Annotated in this window: 21 protein-coding genes and 1 riboswitch; of the genes, 15 read left to right on the top strand and 6 right to left on the bottom strand. The window is 67.2% G+C overall.

The features are described from left to right. The first annotated feature begins 218 nt into the window (after nt 1-218). The 8 genes from ABNQ38_RS17000 (at nt 219) to ABNQ38_RS16965 (ending at nt 8,489) form a co-directional block, all read left to right on the top strand. Entirely contained in the window at nt 219-2,537 is a 2,319-nt protein-coding gene (locus tag ABNQ38_RS17000; RefSeq protein WP_377809423.1) for an ATP-binding protein, read from the top strand. Then, entirely contained in the window at nt 2,527-3,927 is a 1,401-nt protein-coding gene (locus tag ABNQ38_RS16995; RefSeq protein WP_098739871.1) for a sigma-54 dependent transcriptional regulator, read from the top strand. The genes ABNQ38_RS17000 and ABNQ38_RS16995 overlap by 11 nt, the downstream gene beginning before the upstream one ends. Nucleotides 3,928-4,109: 182 nt before the next feature. Then, nucleotides 4,110-4,838, top strand: coding sequence for an HAD family hydrolase (locus ABNQ38_RS16990; RefSeq protein WP_377809422.1), 729 nt, complete (start codon nt 4,110-4,112; stop codon nt 4,836-4,838). A gap of 61 nt (nt 4,839-4,899) precedes the next feature. Beyond that, nucleotides 4,900-5,148 carry an RNA chaperone Hfq gene (gene hfq, locus ABNQ38_RS16985; RefSeq protein WP_012974114.1) on the top strand — a complete coding sequence of 83 codons (249 nt, stop codon included), beginning with the start codon at nt 4,900-4,902 and terminating at the stop codon, nt 5,146-5,148. Nucleotides 5,149-5,239: 91 nt separating this feature from the next. Further along, nucleotides 5,240-6,481 (top strand): GTPase HflX, encoded by a 1,242-nt coding sequence (hflX, locus tag ABNQ38_RS16980; RefSeq protein WP_377809421.1) that lies wholly within the window; start codon nt 5,240-5,242, stop codon nt 6,479-6,481. Nucleotides 6,482-6,643: 162 nt separating this feature from the next. After that, nucleotides 6,644-6,952: a hypothetical protein gene (locus ABNQ38_RS16975; RefSeq protein WP_377809420.1), complete on the top strand. Its 309-nt coding sequence runs from the start codon at nt 6,644-6,646 to the stop codon at nt 6,950-6,952. A 132-nt stretch (nt 6,953-7,084) separates the two neighbouring features. Then, on the top strand, nt 7,085-7,639 hold the full coding sequence (locus ABNQ38_RS16970) for a hypothetical protein (RefSeq protein ID WP_377809419.1): 555 nt from the start codon (nt 7,085-7,087) through the stop codon (nt 7,637-7,639). A 37-nt stretch (nt 7,640-7,676) separates the two neighbouring features. Continuing rightward, complete coding sequence (locus ABNQ38_RS16965) at nt 7,677-8,489, top strand: inositol monophosphatase family protein (protein ID WP_377809418.1); 813 nt, start codon at nt 7,677-7,679, stop codon at nt 8,487-8,489. Nucleotides 8,490-8,532: 43 nt separating this feature from the next. Here ABNQ38_RS16965 and ABNQ38_RS16960 read toward each other — a convergent pair whose 3' ends face one another. The 4 genes from ABNQ38_RS16960 to ABNQ38_RS16945 all read right to left on the bottom strand — a co-directional run bounded on the left by ABNQ38_RS16960 (nt 8,533) and on the right by ABNQ38_RS16945 (nt 11,937). After that, on the bottom strand, nt 8,533-9,360 hold the full coding sequence (locus tag ABNQ38_RS16960) for a universal stress protein (protein WP_377809417.1): 828 nt from the start codon (nt 9,358-9,360) through the stop codon (nt 8,533-8,535). 122 nt (nt 9,361-9,482) lie between these two features. After that, on the bottom strand, nt 9,483-10,424 hold the full coding sequence (locus tag ABNQ38_RS16955; protein ID WP_377809416.1) for an ABC transporter substrate-binding protein: 942 nt from the start codon (nt 10,422-10,424) through the stop codon (nt 9,483-9,485). A gap of 17 nt (nt 10,425-10,441) precedes the next feature. After that, the gene (locus tag ABNQ38_RS16950; protein WP_377809415.1) at nt 10,442-11,209 is read right to left on the bottom strand and encodes an ABC transporter permease; all 768 of its coding nucleotides are present in this window, start codon (nt 11,207-11,209) and stop codon (nt 10,442-10,444) included. Further along, nucleotides 11,206-11,937, bottom strand: a complete 732-nt coding sequence (locus tag ABNQ38_RS16945) for an ABC transporter ATP-binding protein (RefSeq protein WP_377809414.1) — start codon at nt 11,935-11,937, stop codon at nt 11,206-11,208. The genes ABNQ38_RS16950 and ABNQ38_RS16945 overlap by 4 nt, the downstream gene beginning before the upstream one ends. A gap of 47 nt (nt 11,938-11,984) precedes the next feature. Continuing rightward, nucleotides 11,985-12,091: riboswitch (TPP riboswitch) on the bottom strand. Between the two features lie 75 nt (nt 12,092-12,166). Between ABNQ38_RS16945 and ABNQ38_RS16940 the strand changes: the two genes are divergently transcribed. The 3 genes from ABNQ38_RS16940 (at nt 12,167) to ABNQ38_RS16930 (ending at nt 14,697) form a co-directional block, all read left to right on the top strand. Next, entirely contained in the window at nt 12,167-13,339 is a 1,173-nt protein-coding gene (locus ABNQ38_RS16940) for an acetoin utilization protein AcuC (RefSeq protein ID WP_377810137.1), read from the top strand. Nucleotides 13,340-13,534: 195 nt separating this feature from the next. Beyond that, entirely contained in the window at nt 13,535-14,146 is a 612-nt protein-coding gene (locus tag ABNQ38_RS16935; protein WP_377809413.1) for a hypothetical protein, read from the top strand. Next, nucleotides 14,143-14,697 carry a hypothetical protein gene (locus ABNQ38_RS16930; protein ID WP_377809412.1) on the top strand — a complete coding sequence of 185 codons (555 nt, stop codon included), beginning with the start codon at nt 14,143-14,145 and terminating at the stop codon, nt 14,695-14,697. The genes ABNQ38_RS16935 and ABNQ38_RS16930 overlap by 4 nt, the downstream gene beginning before the upstream one ends. Before the next feature lie 88 nt (nt 14,698-14,785). Here ABNQ38_RS16930 and ABNQ38_RS16925 read toward each other — a convergent pair whose 3' ends face one another. Continuing rightward, on the bottom strand, nt 14,786-15,574 hold the full coding sequence (locus tag ABNQ38_RS16925) for a hypothetical protein (protein ID WP_377809411.1): 789 nt from the start codon (nt 15,572-15,574) through the stop codon (nt 14,786-14,788). A 309-nt stretch (nt 15,575-15,883) separates the two neighbouring features. Between ABNQ38_RS16925 and ABNQ38_RS16920 the strand changes: the two genes are divergently transcribed. The 4 genes from ABNQ38_RS16920 (at nt 15,884) to ABNQ38_RS16905 (ending at nt 18,981) form a co-directional block, all read left to right on the top strand. Continuing rightward, a complete protein-coding gene (locus ABNQ38_RS16920; RefSeq protein ID WP_377809410.1) occupies nt 15,884-16,660 on the top strand; it encodes a hypothetical protein in 777 nt (258 codons plus the stop codon). A 72-nt stretch (nt 16,661-16,732) separates the two neighbouring features. Next, nucleotides 16,733-17,524, top strand: a complete 792-nt coding sequence (locus ABNQ38_RS16915) for a hypothetical protein (protein ID WP_377809409.1) — start codon at nt 16,733-16,735, stop codon at nt 17,522-17,524. Between the two features lie 210 nt (nt 17,525-17,734). Beyond that, nucleotides 17,735-18,163: a response regulator gene (locus ABNQ38_RS16910; protein WP_377809408.1), complete on the top strand. Its 429-nt coding sequence runs from the start codon at nt 17,735-17,737 to the stop codon at nt 18,161-18,163. Between the two features lie 320 nt (nt 18,164-18,483). After that, nucleotides 18,484-18,981: a single-stranded DNA-binding protein gene (locus tag ABNQ38_RS16905; protein ID WP_377809407.1), complete on the top strand. Its 498-nt coding sequence runs from the start codon at nt 18,484-18,486 to the stop codon at nt 18,979-18,981. Between the two features lie 77 nt (nt 18,982-19,058). Here the strand turns inward: ABNQ38_RS16905 and ABNQ38_RS16900 are convergent, their stop codons facing one another. Continuing rightward, nucleotides 19,059-19,961, bottom strand: a complete 903-nt coding sequence (locus tag ABNQ38_RS16900) for a LysR family transcriptional regulator (protein WP_377809406.1) — start codon at nt 19,959-19,961, stop codon at nt 19,059-19,061. Nucleotides 19,962-19,994: the final 33 nt, after the last annotated feature.

Below are 19,994 nucleotides of genomic sequence, written 5' to 3'. Positions count from 1 at the left end.
TGCAGGGAGGCCCGCCGCTGCGGTCGATCCGTGCCAAAATTGTGACACAGCCCGGCCAGGGGCGGCGGGCAAACCGCAGCCCCTCGCCCACTTAGCGCCTTCTGCACCTCCTCTGACGCCTTCCGGCGTAGACTGTGCTGTCCGAAAGGCAGATTCGTTGAGGCTTGGCAGGGCCGCAACAGAGGTGTATCTTTCCGGCAACAGATTAGCGCCGGACCATGCCACCGAACTCCAACATCGCAGCAGCCGGCCACAGGCCGGTCTGGCAGAAAATTCTCCAATGGTCCAGGCGGGTCGGCCTGGGCAAGCGGCTGGCCTTTGCCCTGTCGCTGGCGGCGTTGGCCGCCGGGTTCGCCACCTATGCGGCAATGACGGAAAGCGCGCCGTTCGGTCAGGCCAACCCGCGAACCGTCACGCTTCTGCTGACGCTCGACCTTGCGATCCTGCTGACGCTGGGCGTGCTGATCGCCCGGCGCATCGTCGCCATCCTGATCGGGCGACGGCGCGGGCTGGCCGGGTCGCGGCTGCACACCCGTCTGGTTCTGGTGTTCAGCGTGCTGGCGGTGGCGCCGGCCATCATCATGACCGTCTTTTCCACCCTGTTCTTCTATGTCGGGGTGCAGAGCTGGTTCAGCGACCGCGTCCGCACGGCGGTGAATGAATCCCTGGTCGTCGCCAGCGCCTATCTGCACGAACACCAGCAGAACATCCGCGCCGACGCCCTGGCGATGGCCAACGACCTGTCGCAGGAGGCGCGCTTCTCCAGCGACCCCGAGCGGTTCGAACAGGTCGTCGCCACCCAGGCGATGCTGCGCACCCTGTCGGAAGCCATCGTCTTCAACGGCACCACCGGAGCCATCGTCGCGCGGGCCGGCTATACCTTCACCCTGGAATTCGAGCCGATCCCCGAAGACAAGATCCAGCAGGCCCGCACCGGCGAGGTCGCGCTGATCGTCAAGGAATCCGACGACCGCGTCCGCGCCCTGGTCAGCCTGGACCGGGTATCGGACACCTTCCTCTATGTCGGCCGCATGGTGGAGCCGCGGGTGCTTCAGCACATGGCCTCGGCCGAGGGGGCGGTGAAGGAATATACGGCGCTGGAGAACTCGCGCGGCAGCCTGCAGGTCACCTTCACGCTGATCTTCCTGGTGGTGGCGATGCTGCTGCTGCTGGCGGCTGTGTGGGCTGGATTGAACTTCGCCACCCGGCTGGTCCGCCCGATCAGCGCGCTGATCGGGGCCGCCGAACGGGTGCGTGCCGGCGACCTGACCGTCCGCGTGTCGGAGCCGCCGGGCGAGGACGAGTTCGTCCTGCTGTCCCGCGCCTTCAACCGCATGACCACCGAAATCGAGGGCCAGCGGCGGGAACTGCTGTCGACCAACCGGCTGCTGGACGAGCGGCGCCGCTTCACCGAGACGGTGCTGTCCGGCGTGTCGGCCGGTGTGCTGGGTGTCGATGCCGACGGCATCATCAACCTGCCGAACCTGTCCGCCGCCCGCCTGCTGGGCGAGGAGGATCCGGAGCGGATGATCGGCATGTCGCTGGTCGAGCTGCTGCCAGATATCGGCGACCTGCTGGAAAACGCGCCGAAGAAGCCCGGCCGCGTGGTGCAGGACCAGATCCAGATCCGGCGTCCGGGCAAGACGACGCTGACCCTGCTGGTCCGCATCGCAGCGGAGATGCGCGACGGCACCGTGCGCGGCTATGTCGTCACTTTCGACGACATCACCGAACTGGTGTCGGCGCAGCGCAAGGCGGCCTGGGCCGACGTGGCGCGCCGCATCGCGCACGAGATCAAGAACCCGCTGACGCCGATCCAGCTGTCGGCCGAACGGCTGCGCCGCAAATATCTGAAGGAGATCTCCAGCGATACGGAGGTCTTCACCATGTGCACCGACACCATCGTCCGGCAGGTCGACGACATCCGCCGCATGGTGGACGAATTCTCCGCCTTCGCGCGGATGCCGCAGCCGGTGATGAAGCCGGTCAACATCAACGATCTGGTCCGGCAAGCGGTGTTCCTGCAATCGAGCGCCCATTCCGGCAAGATCCGCTTCGACACGCGGCTGCCGTCGGGACCGCTGACGGTGGCCTGCGACAGCCGGCAGATCTCCCAGGCGCTGACCAACCTGCTCCAGAACGCCGCCGACGCCATCGAGGGGCGCACGCTGCCGGCCGACGGCGCGGATCTGCCGCCCGGCGAGGTGGCGATTGCGGTGGAGGACGACGGCGAGAAGGTCGTCGTCACCGTTCAGGACAACGGCAAGGGCCTGCCCGGCGGCGAACAGCGCGACCGGCTGACCGAACCCTATGTGACGACGCGGGCCAAGGGCACCGGGCTGGGGCTCGCCATCGTCAAGAAGATCATGGAGGACCATGGCGGCGTGCTGACGCTTGAGGACCGCGAAGGCGGACCCGGGGCGCGCGTGACCCTGGTCATTCCACACCCGGTTACGGTCGCGAACGACGCGGGCGGCCGTGACGACAGGCCGGCGGAGACCGGCGGAGAGATGAGGCACGAAGCCCATGGCGCATGACATTCTGATCGTCGATGACGAAGCCGATATCCGGATGCTGATTGCCGGCATCCTGAACGACGAAGGCATCAAGACGCGCGAAGCCGCCGACGCCGATCAGGCCTTCGCCCAGGTGGCGGCGCGCCGGCCGAGCCTCGTCGTGCTCGACATCTGGCTCCAGGGCAGCCGGCTGGACGGTCTGCAAATCCTGGAACAGCTGATGCGGGATCATGCCAACCTGCCGGTCATCATGATCTCCGGCCACGGCAACATCGAAACCGCGGTCCAGGCGATCAAGGTCGGTGCCTACGACTTCATCGAGAAGCCGTTCAAGGCCGACCGGCTGCTGCTGATGGTGGACCGTGCCATCGAGGCGGCGCGGCTGAAGCGCGAGAACCAGGAATTGAAGCTGCGCGCCGGCGGCGACGCGGAACTGATCGGCAAATCATCGGCCGTCAACCAGGTACGCCAATCCATCGACAAGGTGGCGCCCACCGGTAGCCGCGTCCTGATCTCAGGCCCGCCCGGTGCCGGCAAGGAGGTGGTCGCCCGGCTGATCCATGCCCGCTCCCGCCGGGCCGGCGGTCCCTTCGTCGGGCTGAACTGCGCCACCATGCGGCCGGAACGGCTGGAGATGGAACTGTTCGGCACCGAGGCCGGCGTCGATGGTCCTGGCCGTAAGATCGGCACCTTCGAGCAGGCCCATGGCGGCACTCTGCTGCTGGACGAAGTCGCCGACATGCCGTTGGAGACCCAGGGCAAGATCGTCCGCGCCCTTCAGGAGCAGGTGTTCGAGCGCGTCGGCGGCGGACAGCGGGTCGAGGTGGACGTGCGCGTCATCGCCACCTCCAACCGCGACCTCCAGGCGGAAATCGAGCAGGGGCGCTTCCGCCAGGATCTGTTCTACCGCCTGTCGGTGGTGCCGATCCGCGTGCCATCGCTGGCCGAGCGGCGCGAGGACATCCCGGTGCTGGCCCGCCATTTCATGCAGCGGTCCGCCGAAGCGTCCGGCCTGCCGACCCGCGAGTTCGGCGAGGACGCCATGGCCGCCCTCCAGGCCTATGACTGGCCGGGCAACGTGCGCCAGCTGCGCAACGTCGTGGACTGGCTGCTGATCATGGCCCATGGTGACCCCAAGGAGCCGATCCGCGCCGACACCCTGCCGCCGGAGATCGGCGCCATCACGCCGACGGTCCTGAAGTGGGACAAGGGCGGCGAGATCATGGGGTTGCCGTTGCGCGAAGCCCGCGAGGTGTTCGAGCGCGAATATCTCCTGGCCCAGGTCACCCGTTTCGGCGGCAACATCTCCCGCACCGCGTCCTTCGTCGGCATGGAACGCTCCGCCCTTCACCGCAAGCTGAAGTCGCTGGGCGTCCATGGCAGTGAGAAGGGGAAGATGTTCCTCGAGTGATCGGTGCAATCGCTCGACCGCAATCACTTCTCAGTCCGTCCGTCATTCCCGCGAAGGCGGAAATCCAGCGTTTGTACGGAAGTGGCTGTGGGTCAGCCTGGATCCCCGCCTTCGCGGGGATGACCTCCGCGTGAGGGAGTCGGCTTTGTGCCGATCATGTTCACGCCTGCCGGAGTATCTCCTTGTCCTCCCCCATCGCCCTGCCGCGCGCCGTCATCTATGACTGGGACAACACCCTGGTCAGCAACTGGGACACGGTTCGCGAGGCGCTGAACCATGCGCTGGTGTCCTTCGGCCTTACCCCCTGGAGTGCCGAAGAGGCGCGCGAGCGGATCAAGGCATCGCTGCGCGACAGCTTCCCGCGCATTTTCGGCGAGCGCTGGACCGAGGCGCGCGACCTGTTCTACGCCTATTTCGCCGCCCACCATCTGGACGGGCTGAAGCCGCTGCCGGGTGCCGAGACGCTGCTGCGCCATTTCCACGAGCAGGGCGTCTATCAGGCCGTCGTCTCCAACAAGAACGGCAAGTTCCTGCGGGCTGAGGCCGATACGCTGGGTTGGACCCGGTATTTCGGCAAGCTGGTCGGCGCCCAGGATGCCGAGTTCGACAAGCCGCACATCGCCCCCGTGCGGATGGCGCTGGAGCCGGCGGGGATCGCGCCGGGGGGGAATGTCTGGTTTCTCGGCGATGCCGACATCGATATGGAATGCGCCCATGGCGCCGGTCTCGTTCCGGTGCTAATAGGGCTGGGCGAGGGGAGTGGCTTCGACCGGTTCCCGCCCGCCCATCGCCACACCGACTGTACGGCGCTTCACCGCGTCCTGTATGGCTTGGTGGACGGCAATGGTGATACCATATCCCTGCAAACGGCTGTCGAGACGGTACCAACGCGGACCACACCTACACCGTGAAACGGGGAGCGGACCGCCTAGCAAAGGGGTCCCAAGAACATTGAAGAAGGGGGCATGAAAAATGTCTGAAAAAAGCCAGAACGTGCAGGACGTGTTTCTCAATCACGTCCGTAAGAATAAGACTCCCGTAACCGTCTTTCTCGTGAACGGCGTGAAACTCCAGGGCATTATTACTTGGTTCGACAACTTCTCGGTACTTCTGCGGCGCGACGCGCATTCCCAGCTCGTCTACAAGCACGCAATCTCGACGGTCATGCCGGCCCATCCCATTCAACTTTTCGAGCCGCCCAAGGAAGGTGAAAGCGTCTGATCCCTTGACCAATGGTAACGGCGCGGCCCCTGAAGGCGCCGCGCGGGCCATCGTGGTCCACCCCGTCCTCCGCAGTGAGGCGGACGGGGACATGCGCCCTCCCGAATCGCGGCTTGAGGAGGCGGTCGGTCTTGCCCAGGCCATTCAGCTGGACGTCGTCCATGCGGAATGCGCCAAGGTGAGCCGGCCGCAACCGTCGACCCTGCTCGGCTCCGGCACGGTGGAGCATCTGGCACAGGTGGTGGAAGAGGCCGAGGCGACGCTCGTCATCCTCGACCACGCCCTGTCGCCGGTGCAGCAGCGCAACCTCGAGCGGTCGCTGAAGGCGAAGGTCATCGACCGCACCGGCCTGATCCTGGAGATCTTCGGCGCCCGCGCCCGGACGCGCGAAGGCATGCTCCAGGTCGAGCTGGCTTCCCTGACCTACCAGAAATCCCGGCTGGTGCGCTCCTGGACCCACCTGGAACGGCAGCGCGGCGGCTTCGGCTTCCTCGGCGGCCCCGGCGAATCGCAGCTTGAGCTTGACCGCCGCCTGATCGGCGACCGGATCATCAAGATCAAGAAGGAACTGGAGGAGGTGCGGCGCACCCGCGGCCTTCACCGCAAGGCACGTGCGAAGGTGCCTTATCCGGTGGTGGCGTTGGTCGGCTACACCAACGCCGGCAAATCGACGCTGTTCAACCGGCTGGCGAATGCCGATGTCTTCGCCCAGAACCTGCTGTTCGCCACGCTCGATCCCACCATGCGGCAGGTGACCCTGCCGTCGGGGCGCAAGGTAATCCTGTCGGACACGGTCGGCTTCATCTCCGACCTGCCGCACGGCCTCGTCGCCGCCTTCCGCGCCACGCTGGAGGAGGTGGACGCCGCCGACATCATCCTGCATGTCCGAGACATCGCCCACATCGACAGCGAGGCCCAGAAGGCCGACGTCCATGAGGTTCTGTCCGACATGGAGATCGACCCGGAGTCGGACGACCGGGTGATCGAGGTGCTGAACAAGATCGACGCGCTGGACGAGGAAAGCCGCGCGGCGATCCTGGCCCAGACGGGGCGCAACCCACGTGCCGTGGCGGTCTCCGCCCTGTCCGGCGAGGGGATCGACAACCTCGACCGCCTGCTGGACCAGCGGATGAACGTCAACCGGCAGGTCGTCGACCTCTCGGTCGGCCTTGGCGACGGGGCGGCGCTCGCCTGGCTCTACGCCAGAGGCGAGGTGCTGGACCGGCGCGACGACGAGGAACATGCGCATCTGCATGTCTCCATCGACCCCGTCGATCTCGCCCGGTTCGAAAAGCGGTTCCAGCCTGACAGTCAGCCTGAGCCGCAACCTTAGGCGGTGCAGCCGGCGATACTGGCTAAACGGAAAGGGGTGCAGACAGACTATGACCTGTTGCACCCCACTCCGGTCTTAAGACGAATGCGGCGTGGTTATTTCCCCGTTGGGGTCCGATGATGGGAAAGGAGCGGTCGTGCTCCCCCTTGAGGAGGACTGCCAATGCGGTTGCAAACCGATCCGTCGTGCTTCTCGATTACGGCATTTCTCGCCGATCAGGTAGCTCTCGTCGCCCGTCAGGAGAATCTGCCACCGGGCGCAGCCCTGCTGCGCCTGCAGGAGCTTTCGCGCACGCCGGAGGGCCGTGCCACCCTGATGCGTCTGATCCAGGCTGCCGGCGAGCGGGAGCCGAATGCCGACGAGGCCGCGAAGATTTCGGCGATTTGCCGTGAACTGGCCGCCTGGGGCTATGGCGGTTTCACTGGCGGGCCCCGCCATGAGCCTCGCCACGATCAGCGCGCCGCGGCATGACGGTGATTTGACACATGCTTGAGGGATGACGGCGCCTGCGATGGCAGGTCATAATGAGCCGTTCGCCATCGCCGCGGTCCCGAATTGCTCCGTCCCCCTTCCCGAACCATCCTGACCGGTGCCGGCCGTCTGATGCCGGCGCTGCCGCTGTTGCTGGCATTCGTCCAGCCTCTGGCGGCGGAGCCGCTGCGACCGGGAACGCCGCTGCCGCCCGGCTATGTGGAAGAACCGGAGACCCCACCCGAGGACCCGCTTCCTCCGCCGCCGAAGCCGCTGTCGGTGGCGCCCGACGAGCCGCAGGTCATCGCTCCCGATGCTGCCGGGCTGCTGAAGGACTGCAAGCAGCAGACCTTCACCGACTGCTTCCGCCTGTGGCAACCCCCGCCGCCTCCACCGCCGCCGCCGGAACCTGCGAAGGACACCGCTGCGGCGCCTCCGCCTCTGCCACCACCCGACCCCAAGGCGCCACGCCAACCGGCGCAGGGCGGTCCTGCGCCGCCGCCGCCAGCCGATGCGGCCAAGGAAGCCGCCGCGGCCGCGGCCGACCGCGCCACCTTCGATGCGCTGTCGAAAGCGCTGAAGGACAGTGGGCTGGACGGCAAGGTGCTGCTGACCGATCCGAAGGGCGGCGATCCCCTGTTGAAGCTGGACAGCGTGCCCGGCAGCAAGCCGGCGGCGAAGCGCTGACCCTCTCCGAACTCAAGCCGCAAAGGGCCTACCGACCATGACGGGTTTTCCTCTCCGCGACATCGACCGCGTCGCGGATCTGATCCGCTCCGTCGCCCGGACGGAGATCATGCCCTATTTCCAGAAGCTCGACGCCGCCGGCATCCGGCAGAAGACCGGCCCGACCGATCTCGTCACGCTGGCCGACGAGGCGGCGGAGCGGGCTTTGACCCCGGCGCTGTCGGCGTTGCTGCCGGGCAGCCGCGTCGTCGGGGAGGAGGCCGCATCCGAGGACGAGCGCGTGCTCGACCGCATCCATGGCGACGATCCGGTCTGGATCATAGACCCGGTCGACGGCACGATCAACTTCGCCCAGGGACGGCCGATGTTCGCGGTGATCGTCGCGCTTGCCTGCAAGGGGGAGACGGTCGCCGGCTGGATCCACGATCCGGTCGATGGCCGGATGGCGACGGCGGTGAAGGGGCAGGGTGCCCGGCTCGACGGTCGCCGTGTCCATGTCGCGCCGGCCGTGCCGCTGCCGCAGATGGTCGGTGCGCTGTCCACGCGCTTTTGCAGCGCGGAGATGGGGCGCCAGTTGGAAGAGCGCAGCGTCGGGCTGGCGGACCGCGTGTGCCTGTCGAGCGCCGCCCAGGAGTATCTGCGCCTGCTGGAGGGGCGGGCGCATTACTCGCTCTATCACCGGCTGATGCCGTGGGACCATGCGGCCGGCGTCCTGCTGCATGCGGAGGCCGGCGGCTATTCGGCGCTGATCGACGGGACGCCCTACCGGCCGGGGTTGCTGAACGGTAGCCTTCTGCTGGCACCCGACCGCGAAAGCTGGCAGGCGCTGCACGGACAGCTGTTCGGCTGAGTGCGTGTTGGGTGCAGGAGGGCGACAGCCCTCCCGCGCCCCTTCAATGCGCCAGCAGCGCCGGCAGGGCCAGCCCGTCCAGCACCGTGCGGGTCGCCCCGCCCAGCACCAGTTCACGCAGGCGGGAGTGGCCGTAGGCGCCCATCACCAGCAGGTCGGCGCCCTGGTCGGTGCAGCAGGACAGGATCATGTCGCCGACCTCGCCGCCGGACGCGATGACCGACTGCGGACGGGCGGCGATGCCGTGGCGGTGCAGCCAATCGACAAGGGTGGCGGCTTCTCTGCTCTGTTGCCCGAGCGGTTCCACGGTCAGCACGGTGACGGACTCCGCCGCCTCCAGGAAGGGCATGGCGGCGCGGACCGCGCGCGTCGATTCGCGTGTGTTCTTCCAGGCGATCAGCACATGGCGGCCGATGGGGGCGGCAGCCGGCTGCCTCGGCGGCAGGACCAGGACCGGCGTGGCGGTTTCCAGCGGCAAACGGTCTGGGATGTGGTGCAGCGACACCCGCTCGCCTGCCCGCACCGCCGCGGATTGCGCGACGACGATCAGGTCGGCATAGGCGGCGCGCTCCGCCAGCAGATCGACATGGTCGCCCTCTTCGACCGTCCAGTCGTAGGGCAGCCCGTCAAGCGACTTGCGGACCTCCTGCTCGATCCGCTCGGCATTCTCGTGGGCGATTGCGGTCGCCTCCGCCATGAAGCCATAGGAGGCGGCGCGGCCGGTGGCGCCCGCCGGCATCGACACCGGGGTGGCGATGTAGAGCGCCTGGATATGGGCGGAGAAACGCTTGGCCAAGGCCGCGGCCACTGCCAGACGGCTGGCGTGGGCGTCGTCGTTGGCCATGTGCAGCAGGATGGTCTTGATCGGCATGCCCTCGCGTCTCCCAACATTATGATCGGTCCACCATCAGCCGGCGGAGCGGTTTCCCTCTAGGTAACGCTCCGCCGGGGTCGATGGCAATGTCGGTGGATGGCAGGGACCGTGGGAGACCGTTACTTCACCACCACCGCATACTGGTCGACCGGCGCCACCGCCTTGATCAGACCGCGGGCCTTCAGGAACTCGGCGAAGCGGGTGTAGCGCTCGGCATCCAGCGCGGCCGGGCTGTGGGCGAAGCGCGGCAGCGTGTCGGCCCAGGCGCGGCGGTTCAGCTCGTCGTTCAGTTCGGGCCGGCCCTTGACGAAGGCGGCCTGCGACTCTTCCGGATGGTTCAGGATGTAGAGCGTCGCCCGCTCCACCGCCGCCAGGAAGCGCTTGAAGCGCGGATCGTTCGCCTTGTCCTTGCGGGCCACCAGAATCAGTTCGTCATAGGGCGGAACGCCCTCTTCCTCCGGATAGAAGGCGCGGCCAGGGTGCTTCTCGATCTCCATCTGGTTCAGTTCGAAATTGCGGAAGGCGCCGACCACCGCATCGACCTGGCCCGACAGCAGCGACGGCGAGAGGGAGAAGTTGACGTTCACCAGCTCGACGTCCTTCAGGCTCAGCCCCTGCTTCTCCAGCATGGCGCCCAGCAGCGCATCCTCGAAGCCGGCAATGGAGTAGCCGACCTTGCGGCCCTTCAGATCCTTCAGCGTCTTCACCGGCCCGTCGCGCAGCACGACGACGGAGTTCAGCGGCGTGGACACCAGCGTGCCGATGCGGACCAGCGGCAGTTCCTCCGCCACCTGCAGGATCAGCTGCGGCTGGTAGGACACGGCGATGTCGGTGCCGCCGGCCGCCACCAGCTTCGGCGGGTCGTTGGGGTCGGCCGGGGCGGTCAGGGTGACCTCAAGCCCGGCATCCTTGAAGAAACCCTTCTCCTGCGCCACCACCAGCGGGGCGTGGTCCGGGTTGACGAACCAGTCCAGCATCACGGACAGCTTGTCCTGGGCCAGGGCGGGAAGCGAGGTCATCAGGCCGGCGGCGATCAGGCCGGCTGTGAAAAGATGCTTCATCGGTTGTCTCTCCCCCTTCAAGGGTTGGCGTCTTCGGCAGGTTGGGTATCGGGTTGCCAGGGCAGGGCGCGGCGGGCCAGCGCATCGACGGCGGCGTACAGCGTGACGGCGAAAAGTCCCAGCACCAGCACGGCGGCGAACAGAAGATCGATCTGCATGCGGGCATTGGCGTGCAGCATCAAGTAGCCAAGGCCGGAGGACGACCCCACCCATTCGCCGATCACCGCCCCGATGGGCGCCACCGCGGCAGCCACCCGCACGCCGGACCAGAAGGCGGGCAGGGCGGCCGGCAGGCGGATGCTCCACAGGATCGCGGCGGGCGAGGCGCCCATGGTGCGGGCAAGGTCGAGCCAACCGGGATCGGTGCGCCGCAGCCCGTCGAACAGCGCGGTCGTCACCGGGAAATAGATGACCAGCACCGCCATGGCGATCTTGGACGCCATGCCATAGCCGAGCCACAGCACCAGCAGCGGCGCCAGTGCGAAGACGGGGATGGCCTGACTGACCAGAAGCAACGGCATCAGCCAGCGCCGCGCCGTCCGGAACCGCGCGAGCAGCAAAGCGCTGACCCCGCCCAGCGCCACGCCGGCCACCAGCCCGATCAGAATCTCGGCCAGCGTGGTCAGGCCATGGGTCAACAGCAGAGGGGCCTGCCGCTGCATGGCGTCCGCCACCGCCAGCGGACCGGGCAACAGGTAGCGCGGCAGCGCGGTGGCCCAGACCAGCGCCTGCCAGCCGGCGACCAGCACCAGCAGGGTGATCGCGCCGCGCAGCAGCGCCTTCATTCCGCCAGCCTCCGCAACAGCTCGGCCTGATGCGCCAGCAGGTCCGGATCGTCGACGCGGCGCGGCACCGGGCCGGAGGGCTCCAGCGCCGGCCCCATGACGGCCGGCCGGCCAGTCATCACATGCAGGCGGTCACCGATGCGCAGCGCCTCCAGCGGGTCGTGGGTGACCATGAGGACGGTGCGGCCGGCCAGCGTCTCCGCCGCCGTTTCCTGCAAGCGCAGCCGGGTGATGGCGTCGAGCGCGGAGAAGGGCTCGTCCATCAGGACCAGGGGCTTGTCCTCCATCAGGGTGCGGGCCAGCGCCACGCGCTGCTTCTGCCCGCCGGACAGGGCGGCGGGACGGTCGCGCTCGCGCCCCGCCAAGCCGACGCGGTCCAGCAGCGCGCGGGCCTGCTCCACCCGCGCCGGATCGGGACGGCGGTGGCGCAGCCGGTCGCCGAGCAGGACATTGTCGAGGACGGTTAACCAGGGCAGCAGCAGGTCCTGCTGCGCCATGTAGGCGATCCGGCCGGCCAGCGGCTGCCGGTCGCCGGTGACCACCTCGGTCGGCGGCTCCGGCTCAGCCAAACCGGCGAGGATGCGCAGGAGCGTGGTCTTGCCGACGCCGCTCGGCCCCAGCAGGCAGGTGGTCCGCCCGGCCGGCAGCTCCAGCGTCAGGTCGGAGAACAGCAGCGTGCCGCCATAGGTCAGCCGCGCGCGCGAGATGGTCACCGAAAGCGGCGTCATCGCAGGCACGCGGGCATGCATCGTGGAGTGGCGGAGATGGAGAGGGTGCGGTTCCGCATCACTGATCCCTACGCCGGCATGAACCGGATCAGGTTCCAGGGGTCGTCCTGCAACAGGACCTCTCAGCCGCCCATCGGCTCCCCCCAGTGAAGGCGGCGACTATAGGCGCGGACGATCCGTGACCGCAAGCATTGCCGGATACAGGTTCCGGGATATGGAAGCGCGCGGCTTGACCGCACCGCCGCGGCACTTAGTTTCTGACGGGCATCGAGGAGTGCCCGTCCTGACCACGCCCTTCCGCACACCGCTGTTCATCGGCGGGGAAATCTACCGCGGCTCGACCTATGGGCCGAAGCATCCGCTGGCGATTCCGCGCGTGTCGACCGCCATCGACCTCAGCCGCGCCATGGGCTGGCTGCCGGACGAGGTCTATCTCGACACCCATGTGGCGAGCGAACGCGAACTGGCGCGCTTCCATACCGCCGACTACATCGCCGCGCTTAAGCGGGCGGAGGCCGAGCAGCGCGTCGACGAGGCGACCGCCACCCGCCATAATCTGGGCAAGCTGGAAAATCCCGTCTTCGCCGAAATGTACCGGCGACCGGCCCACAGCAGCGGATCGGCGTTGCAGGCGGCCAGGATTCTCGGCGACCGGCCCGCCGGTCTTGTCTATGCGCCGGCTGCCGGGACGCATCATGCGCGGCGCGACCGGGCCAGCGGCTTCTGCTATTTCAACGCGCCGGTTCTCGGCATTCTGGAATTGCTGGACCATGGGCTGGAGCGGATTCTCTATGTCGATCTCGACGCCCATCATGGCGACGGGGTGGAAGAGGCCTTTGCCGACGACGACCGGGTGCTGACCCTGTCCATCCATGAGGATGGGCGCTGGCCCTACACCGGCAAGGTGGAGGACCGCGCCGGCGGCATGGCCCGCAACCTGCCGGTGCCGCCGGGCTTCAACGACAGTGAGATGGAGCATGTGATGGAGGCGGCGGTCCTGCCGCTGGCCCGTGCCTTCCGTCCGCAGGCGATGGTGATCCAGACCGGCGCCGATGCCTTGGCCGAGGATCCGTTGAGCCGGCTGGAACTGTCCAACCGCGCGCTGTGGGATGCCGTGGCGGCGCTGCTTCCCCTGGCACCGCGGGTTCTGGTGGTCGGTGGCGGAGGCTATAACCCCTGGTCGGTCGGGCGTTGCTGGGCCGGGATCTGGGCGGTGATGAACGGTATCGATCCCGCCGTGCGGCCGACGGCGGAGGCGGAGGCGGTGCTGCGCGCCCTGACCTGGAACCGCGCCGCCGGCCGCAATCCGCCGGACCATTGGTTCACCACGCTCGGCGACGAGCGGCGTCCCGGACCGGTGCGGGATGCGGTGAAGCGGGTGGCGGAGATTGCCATGTCCTAAAGGATGGCGCTGTCCTGACCCGCAGCCGAGAGACTCATTCCGACGAATTTCGAACCAACCCGTGACGATTCGTTGACGGGGTCGGATTGTTCGTTGATTCTCTCTTCCACTGCGCCGGTGCAGCTTCCGTGTCGGGTGATGCGGGCTTCGGCGGGATTTGCGGGCAGGATTCGCGGTAGGAGGACGGGCGGGCGGATGTCGAACACGACGCTGTTCCTGATCGCCATCGTCATCATCATGCTGGCTGCCGTCCCGGTCGCCATGATGCTGAAGGATTTCCTGCCGAACATCATGGAAAAGAGCAGCGGTCTGGATCAGGTCGAGAACCGCATCTACGTCCTGCATGCGGAGGCGCAGGAGCTGCAAAACCGGGTGAACCATCTGGTCCAGCGCCGGAACAGCCAGTCTTCCGACCGCAACCGGCTGGAAAGCGATATCCGCAAGGCGGAAAAGCAGGTCCGGGATCTGTCCGACCAGCCGCCGATGTTCGTGCATGAGGTCGGCGACCCGCAGGCCGGACTGATGAAATTCGTCGCGACGGTGACGCAGGAAAAGGCGTCTGCCGCCGCCCGCGCCGCCGGTGAACGGGCGCAGGTCAACCCCATCTGGCGATGCACGAACGTGGCCGAGGTCTGGGCGTCCAGCTTCGACGAGGCCAAGCAGATGTGCGATGTGGCCTTTCCGTTCAAAATGGGTTTCCAGAAGACGTTCATGCGCGGCGATGCGCGGGCCGGGGGCAAGGCCGCCGGCAAGGGCGTGCCGACGCCGCCCGCCACCGCCCGGGCGAAGGCGGGCGGCGTCACATGATGATCAACTTCATCATCGTCCTGGCCATCGTCGCCATCGGTGCCTGGCTCGGCAACATCCTGATGAGCGTCGAGCAGAGGGTGTCGCAGGCGCGCCAGCGCGTCCGCGGTGTCCGCAACAACCTCGACAAGCTGGATGCCACCATCCACCGCCTGCATCGGGAGGAGGAGACCCTCCACGCCGAGATCGAGGAACTGACCCGGGAGATGGTGGAGCTGCGCAAAAAGCAGACGGAGGTGCAGCAACGCCTGACCGAAGCGCAGTCGAAGCGTCGTCCGCAGATCCTGATCCTGACCGACCGGCGCAATCCCGGCGACAAGGAATGGCTGGTCACCGTGGTGAACCAGCAGATCGGTGAGATCGATGCCGCGCACCCTCTGGCCGTCGAATGGGCACGGGGGCGCCAGTATCTCGTCTGGGCGGAGTCGGACCGCGAGGCCGGCGAACGTGCCAACCGCCGCTTCAGTGCCCGGCCCGGCTATCAGGTGCGGTCGGTGGCCCCGGTGAAGGAAGATCTCTACAGCGCCAGCCCGGCCCAAAGCGCAGCGTAGAAGAGCACCCCGCAGATATTGAAAAGCCCCTCTTCCACCTGGGAAGAAGGGCTTTTCGTGAAGGTCCGTCTCAGCGCGTTCCCAGGCTTCAGCGCGCCTTGGCGGTGGCCGGGGTCTGGCGGAAGGCGTCGTGCAGGTAGGGCGACAGCGACTGGCGCATGTTGCGCAGCCATTCGTGGATGATGATCAGCGAACGGGAGGCGACCGGCGGGGTCATGCCCAGCTTCACCAGATCCTCGCGGGTCATCGTCGCCACCTGATCCAGCCGGTGGCCGGTCAGGCGCGCCCAGGCCGGGGCGGTGCAGGGCTGCATGGAGATGACCTGCAGGCCCTCGCGCTCCACCATCTCCGCCTTGCGGCGGGCATACTGGCTGTCCTCCAGTTGGGAGAACGGGCCGGAAAAGCCGTTTTCCACCAGGACGCGCTTGGCCTTCGGGGCGATGGTCGCCACCCGCTCCAGCGTCGTCATGCCGGTGGACAGCGAGGCGAGATCGACGGTCACCGGCACCATGAAGGTCAGCCGTTCGCCTTCGCCGACGTAATAGTCGAAGCCCGACACTTCGGCCCAGTTGAAGAACCACTGCGAGATGTTGCCGCCGAAGTCATACAGACGGCCGCCGCGCTGCAATTCCGGCCCGATCAGGTCCCAGAACTCGTAGAAGCCGTCACCGGACCCCATCATGTTCATGAAGTCCTGGGTGATGCGGCGGTGTTCGACCACGTCCGGGCCGAACAGGCGGGCGAGACGCTCGTTCACCTCGTACTCGACGACCTTCAGCTGCAGGCCTTCCAGCATGGCGGTCGCCATCAGGTGATGGGACAGCAGCGTCTTGCCGACGCCGCCGCGGTCATTGAGGACGAAGATCGTGCCCAGCATGCGATCGCCTTTCCAGTATGCGTTTGTTGAGTCGTCTTGGGTCATCGTGGCAGGCATCGGTGGGAATACAGGAGAGCCGGTGCCCCGCGCAACCGCCGTGGACGTCCGATGGGAAGCCGGCTGCGGTTCCGGCCTGGTCATTGCGGGTTCGGGAGGCGTTTCATCCTCCCCGGTTCCGGTCTCATCCTCTGCCGGCCGATCTTCGGCAACGGCGGTCGCCGGTGCGAGCAGGTCCAGGGCAGGGGAGGCGGGTTGTGAAGATTCCTCGACGGCTTTCGGGGCTGGTTCGCCCTCTTCTGGCGCGGGCTCTTGCGTCAGCGGCTCTTCCGCGACGGCGTTCGCCTGGGCAGCCTCGCCATCAAGCTCGCCATCAAGCCCGGCCGTCTCGGTCAGCAGTTCCACATCGGAGTCGGCAGCCTCCGTCACGGGCTCAACACCGGTGTCGCCCCCGCCGTCCTTCTCGGGGCCGCCCTCATCCGCATCTTCGGCCTCTTCCTTCAAGCCGGCGGACAGGGCGGCTTTATGGACGGCTGCCAGGGTCTCGGCAGGAAGGGCTGCGGCGCCATGGTCGCCGGCGGCCTCGCCACGCCCTTCGTTTCCGACGAGGAAGAAGGCGGAGCGCAGGGTAACGGGCGAGATCGGCTGGTTGTCGCGGGCAGCCACCCCCAGTTTGGCCAGCAGATCGGAGATCTCGGCCCAGGACAGGCCGCGCTCGCGCATCAGCCCGATATCGGCATAGCTTTCGCGCACCGCCTGCATGGCGCTGCGGTTGCCAGCCGGGCGATCGGCAAGGAGCCGTTCAAGTTCCGAGCGGTCGATCGACACCGTATGGGATTCCGGCAAGATGAAATGGCGACGGGGAAGCGCCTGGATGTTGGATCGCAAGGAATCCATTCCCCTGGGGCCGAAAAAATAGTACAAGCGGCCATCACGCGCAAACGGTTTCCAAACGACATCAACGGCGCTAAACAGTCTTGCCCGATCCGGAACCCATCCGTGACGCCGGGCAACTTCGCCGACGCTCCGGCAAATGGCGCCATGACGTTGGCTTTTGGAACCGCCTGTCGGTTGCGCGGGTTGCCATAAGGGTGGACACGGCCGTTTCCGACGGGTCGGACGTCTTCATCGAGCTGGGCTTGGAACCGGGGTAAGGCCAGGATGCCTCACGATTTTGGTTCGTCACGCGACCGGCGATCCGCACCCGTGCCGGGGGCGGGCATCGGCTTTCACGAGTTGCGGCAGGCGTGTGAAATCTCCGCATTGCGCGAGGATCTGGAGCGTCTGGCCCACGAGGCCGGCGCCCTGCGTGATGGCGTGGAGCAGGCCGTGGAGACGGTGCGCGACCGTTTTGCCGCACTGACCGCCGAGGAAATGGCCGACCCGATGGTGCTGGCGCCGTTGCTGCAATTGGCGGTCACCACCCTGCTGGAAATTCGCGAGCAGGCCCGGCAGTTAAACACCCAGACCGGCCCGCTGTCGGATGACGAGCGTCCGTCCTGGCTGGGAGCCGCCGACGCTCCCCGCCTGCGACAGCCTGCCGCAATGGCCTGGGGAGTGCCGAACGACGACGGCATATCCGACGGCTGGGGCGACGATGCGTCAGAGCGGAGCGACGAGCCGCTTCAGGCCGACGGCGCGCCGCCACGTCCGGCCGATTTGCGGGCCCGACCTTCCCGGCCGGCGCTGGCGCCGCCGACTTCGCAAGCTTCTTCCTCTCCCGGTCCCCTGGCACCGGCCCTGCCGCAGGTTGCGGCGGTAAATCCATCCAGCCCAGCCTCTCCGCCATCGGTTCCGGCACCTGCCCGAACCGCCGAAGGGCAGGCGTCCTGGCTTGCCAGCGAACCGGTGCCACCACCGCCGCCATCCCGTGCGGCGACGGTTCGGGGCACCGCCAGCGCTGGCCAAAGGCCCAAGGGTGGGATCGACTGGCTGGGTCGGGCCGGACGCTGACATCGGCAACAACAGGATTTGGACAGGCGTCGGAAGCGCTGCGACTCGCGGCGCCCGCACCCCTCTTGCGCCCGACGCAAACGGTCAGATCCTGAACGATTGAGCTTGCAAATTCGGGGAGGTTCTAGTACAAACGGCGTATCGGTAAATGAAATTTTACCAAGATTTGCCGCATACCGCGCAACAGTTGCAACGTCCGAGGTCGGTCGCATGCTCCGGATCGACGCCATCGCCAAGCAGCATCTGCCCCATCGCACCCGTACGCCAGGGCAGCCGTTGCGCGTCATTCTGGTGGAGCATGACCCCGGCATCGCCGACGCCCTGTCGGTGGTGATGGCGGATCTGGGGCATACCGTCTGCGGCAATGCCCGGACAGAGTGTGAGGCGATCGATCTGGCGCTGCGTGAACGTCCGGATCTGGCAATGACCGATGCGCATCTCGGCGGCGGAGACGGCATCGCGGTGGCGCGCCGGCTGAACCTGGACCACGGACTGCGGTCCATCTTCCTGTCAGGCAACAGCGACCATGGCACCATGGCGCGCATCACTGAAACCTATCCGCTGGGTGTGGTGCACAGGCCCTTCTCGCATGCACAGCTGAAGATCGCCCTGGATCTGGCGGCGCGTCGCCTGCGCTGATCCCAGCGCCGATTGACGGGTTTCCTGCGCTAAGCCGAAGGATTCGGTTTTCCCGCGCCTGTTCCTCTGCTATATTTGTTCATGGAGTGTTCTGGTTCGGAGCGGCAGGGCGAGTGCGCCGGTCCGAACATCACCGGAGCATTTCCGACGGCGGTTGACCGGCGTCGGTCCCTCGTGCTTCGTTGCGCGGGACCGGGGGGATGGTCGCCATTGAACAGCCGGCCCTGCGAATGGGAACCCTCGGCATCTGGGTGCCTCCGCCGGGCATCCTGACGGGTCGGCATGGATGCTGGGACACTCGCGCTTAGGAGCAACGAGCGATGAATGTTTGGACGTTTACGGGACGCCTGGGCGCGGACGGCGAATTGCGCACGACCCAGAGCGGCGAGAAGGTGCTGGGTTTCCGCGTCGCCAACGATGTCGGTTTTGGTGAGCGCAAGACGACTCAATGGGTCGATTGCTCGATCTGGGGCCGCCGCGCCGAGTCGCTCGCTCAGCACCTGACCAAGGGCAAGAGCGTCGTCGTTTCGGGCGAAGTGACCCTGCGCGAGTATGAGAAGCGTGACGGCACCCGCGGCGCCGGCCTGTCGGTGCGCGTGGCCGAAATCGACTTCACCGGCGGCGCCCGTGAAGAGGGTGGCGGCGGCAGCTTCGGCGGCGGTGGCGGCTACGAATCGCGTGGCGGTGGAAGCGGCGGCGGCTATGGCGGCGGCAGCGGTGGTGGTGGCAACTACGGTGGCGGCTCTTCAGGCGGCAACCGTGGCGGCGGTGGCGCTCCGCCCCGTCACGAGGATCTCGACGACGAGATCCCATTCTGACGCAATCTGCCGAAGCGGTGCGTTCCATCGGCCGGATGCCAGTCATCCGGCCGATTTCTTTTTCGGCGTCCGGTAAATCAGCCCGCCAGCATCGCGCGCAGGCGCGGGGCCATATGGTCCAGAAAGGCCCGGACACGGCGTGGCGCACGGTCGCGGCCGGTATAGACGGCGTGGATTTCCTCGGTATCGACCAGCGTATCGTCCAGCACCGCGACCAGCCGCCCCTCACGCAAATCGTTGCGCACGTGGTATTCGGCCAACCGCGCCAGCCCCAGCCCCAGCAGCGCCATATGGCGAACTGTCTCGCCATTGTTGGCCAGGATGCGGGTCGGCACCTCGCGGTCCACCAGCCGTCCGCCGGACTTCAGCGGCCAGACCGCGGCAGCACGGCGGAAATTGAAGCCCAGACAGTCATGGGCCTCCAGATCCGCGGCGGTCATCGGTACGCCTTTGCGGTCCAGATAAGCCGGGGAGGCGACGATCCTCCGCCGGACGACGCCCAACCGTTGGGCCAGCAGCGCCGAATCGCTCAGGGGCCCGGCGCGGAAGGCGACATCGACACGGGCGGCATAGAGGTCCACCACCTCGTCGGTCATCGTCACATCCATCGTGATGCCGGGATGGTCACGCAGGAACTCAGGCAGCAGCGGCAGCAGGCAATGCTGGCCGAACGGCACCGAGGCGTTGGCGCGGATCAGGCCGGTCGGTGCGCGGGCGCCGCCGGCAATCTCCGCATCCAGCGCGTCGAGTTCGCCCAGCAGCGCCTGTGCCCGTTCCCGATACAGCTCTCCCTCGGCGGTCAGGCGCAGCTTCCTGGTGGAGCGTTCGACCAGCCGCACACCCAGCCGTTCCTCCAGCCGACCGACCAGCTTCGCCGTGGATGACGGCGTCATGCCGACATCGCGCCCGGCGGCGCTGAAGCTGCCCTGGACGGCAACCCGCAGGAAAACCCGCATTTCCCAGGCGCGCGGATCGCTCATTCCGGCATCTCCATCCTTACCTTGTCCTTGAAT

Origin of the sequence: Azospirillum sp. A29 (assembly GCF_042604625.1) — a bacterium.
GTDB classification, from domain to species: domain Bacteria; phylum Pseudomonadota; class Alphaproteobacteria; order Azospirillales; family Azospirillaceae; genus Azospirillum; species Azospirillum palustre.
The sequence above is the reverse complement of the archived record's forward strand: the minus strand, read 5'-3'. Positions and strand labels throughout refer to the sequence as shown.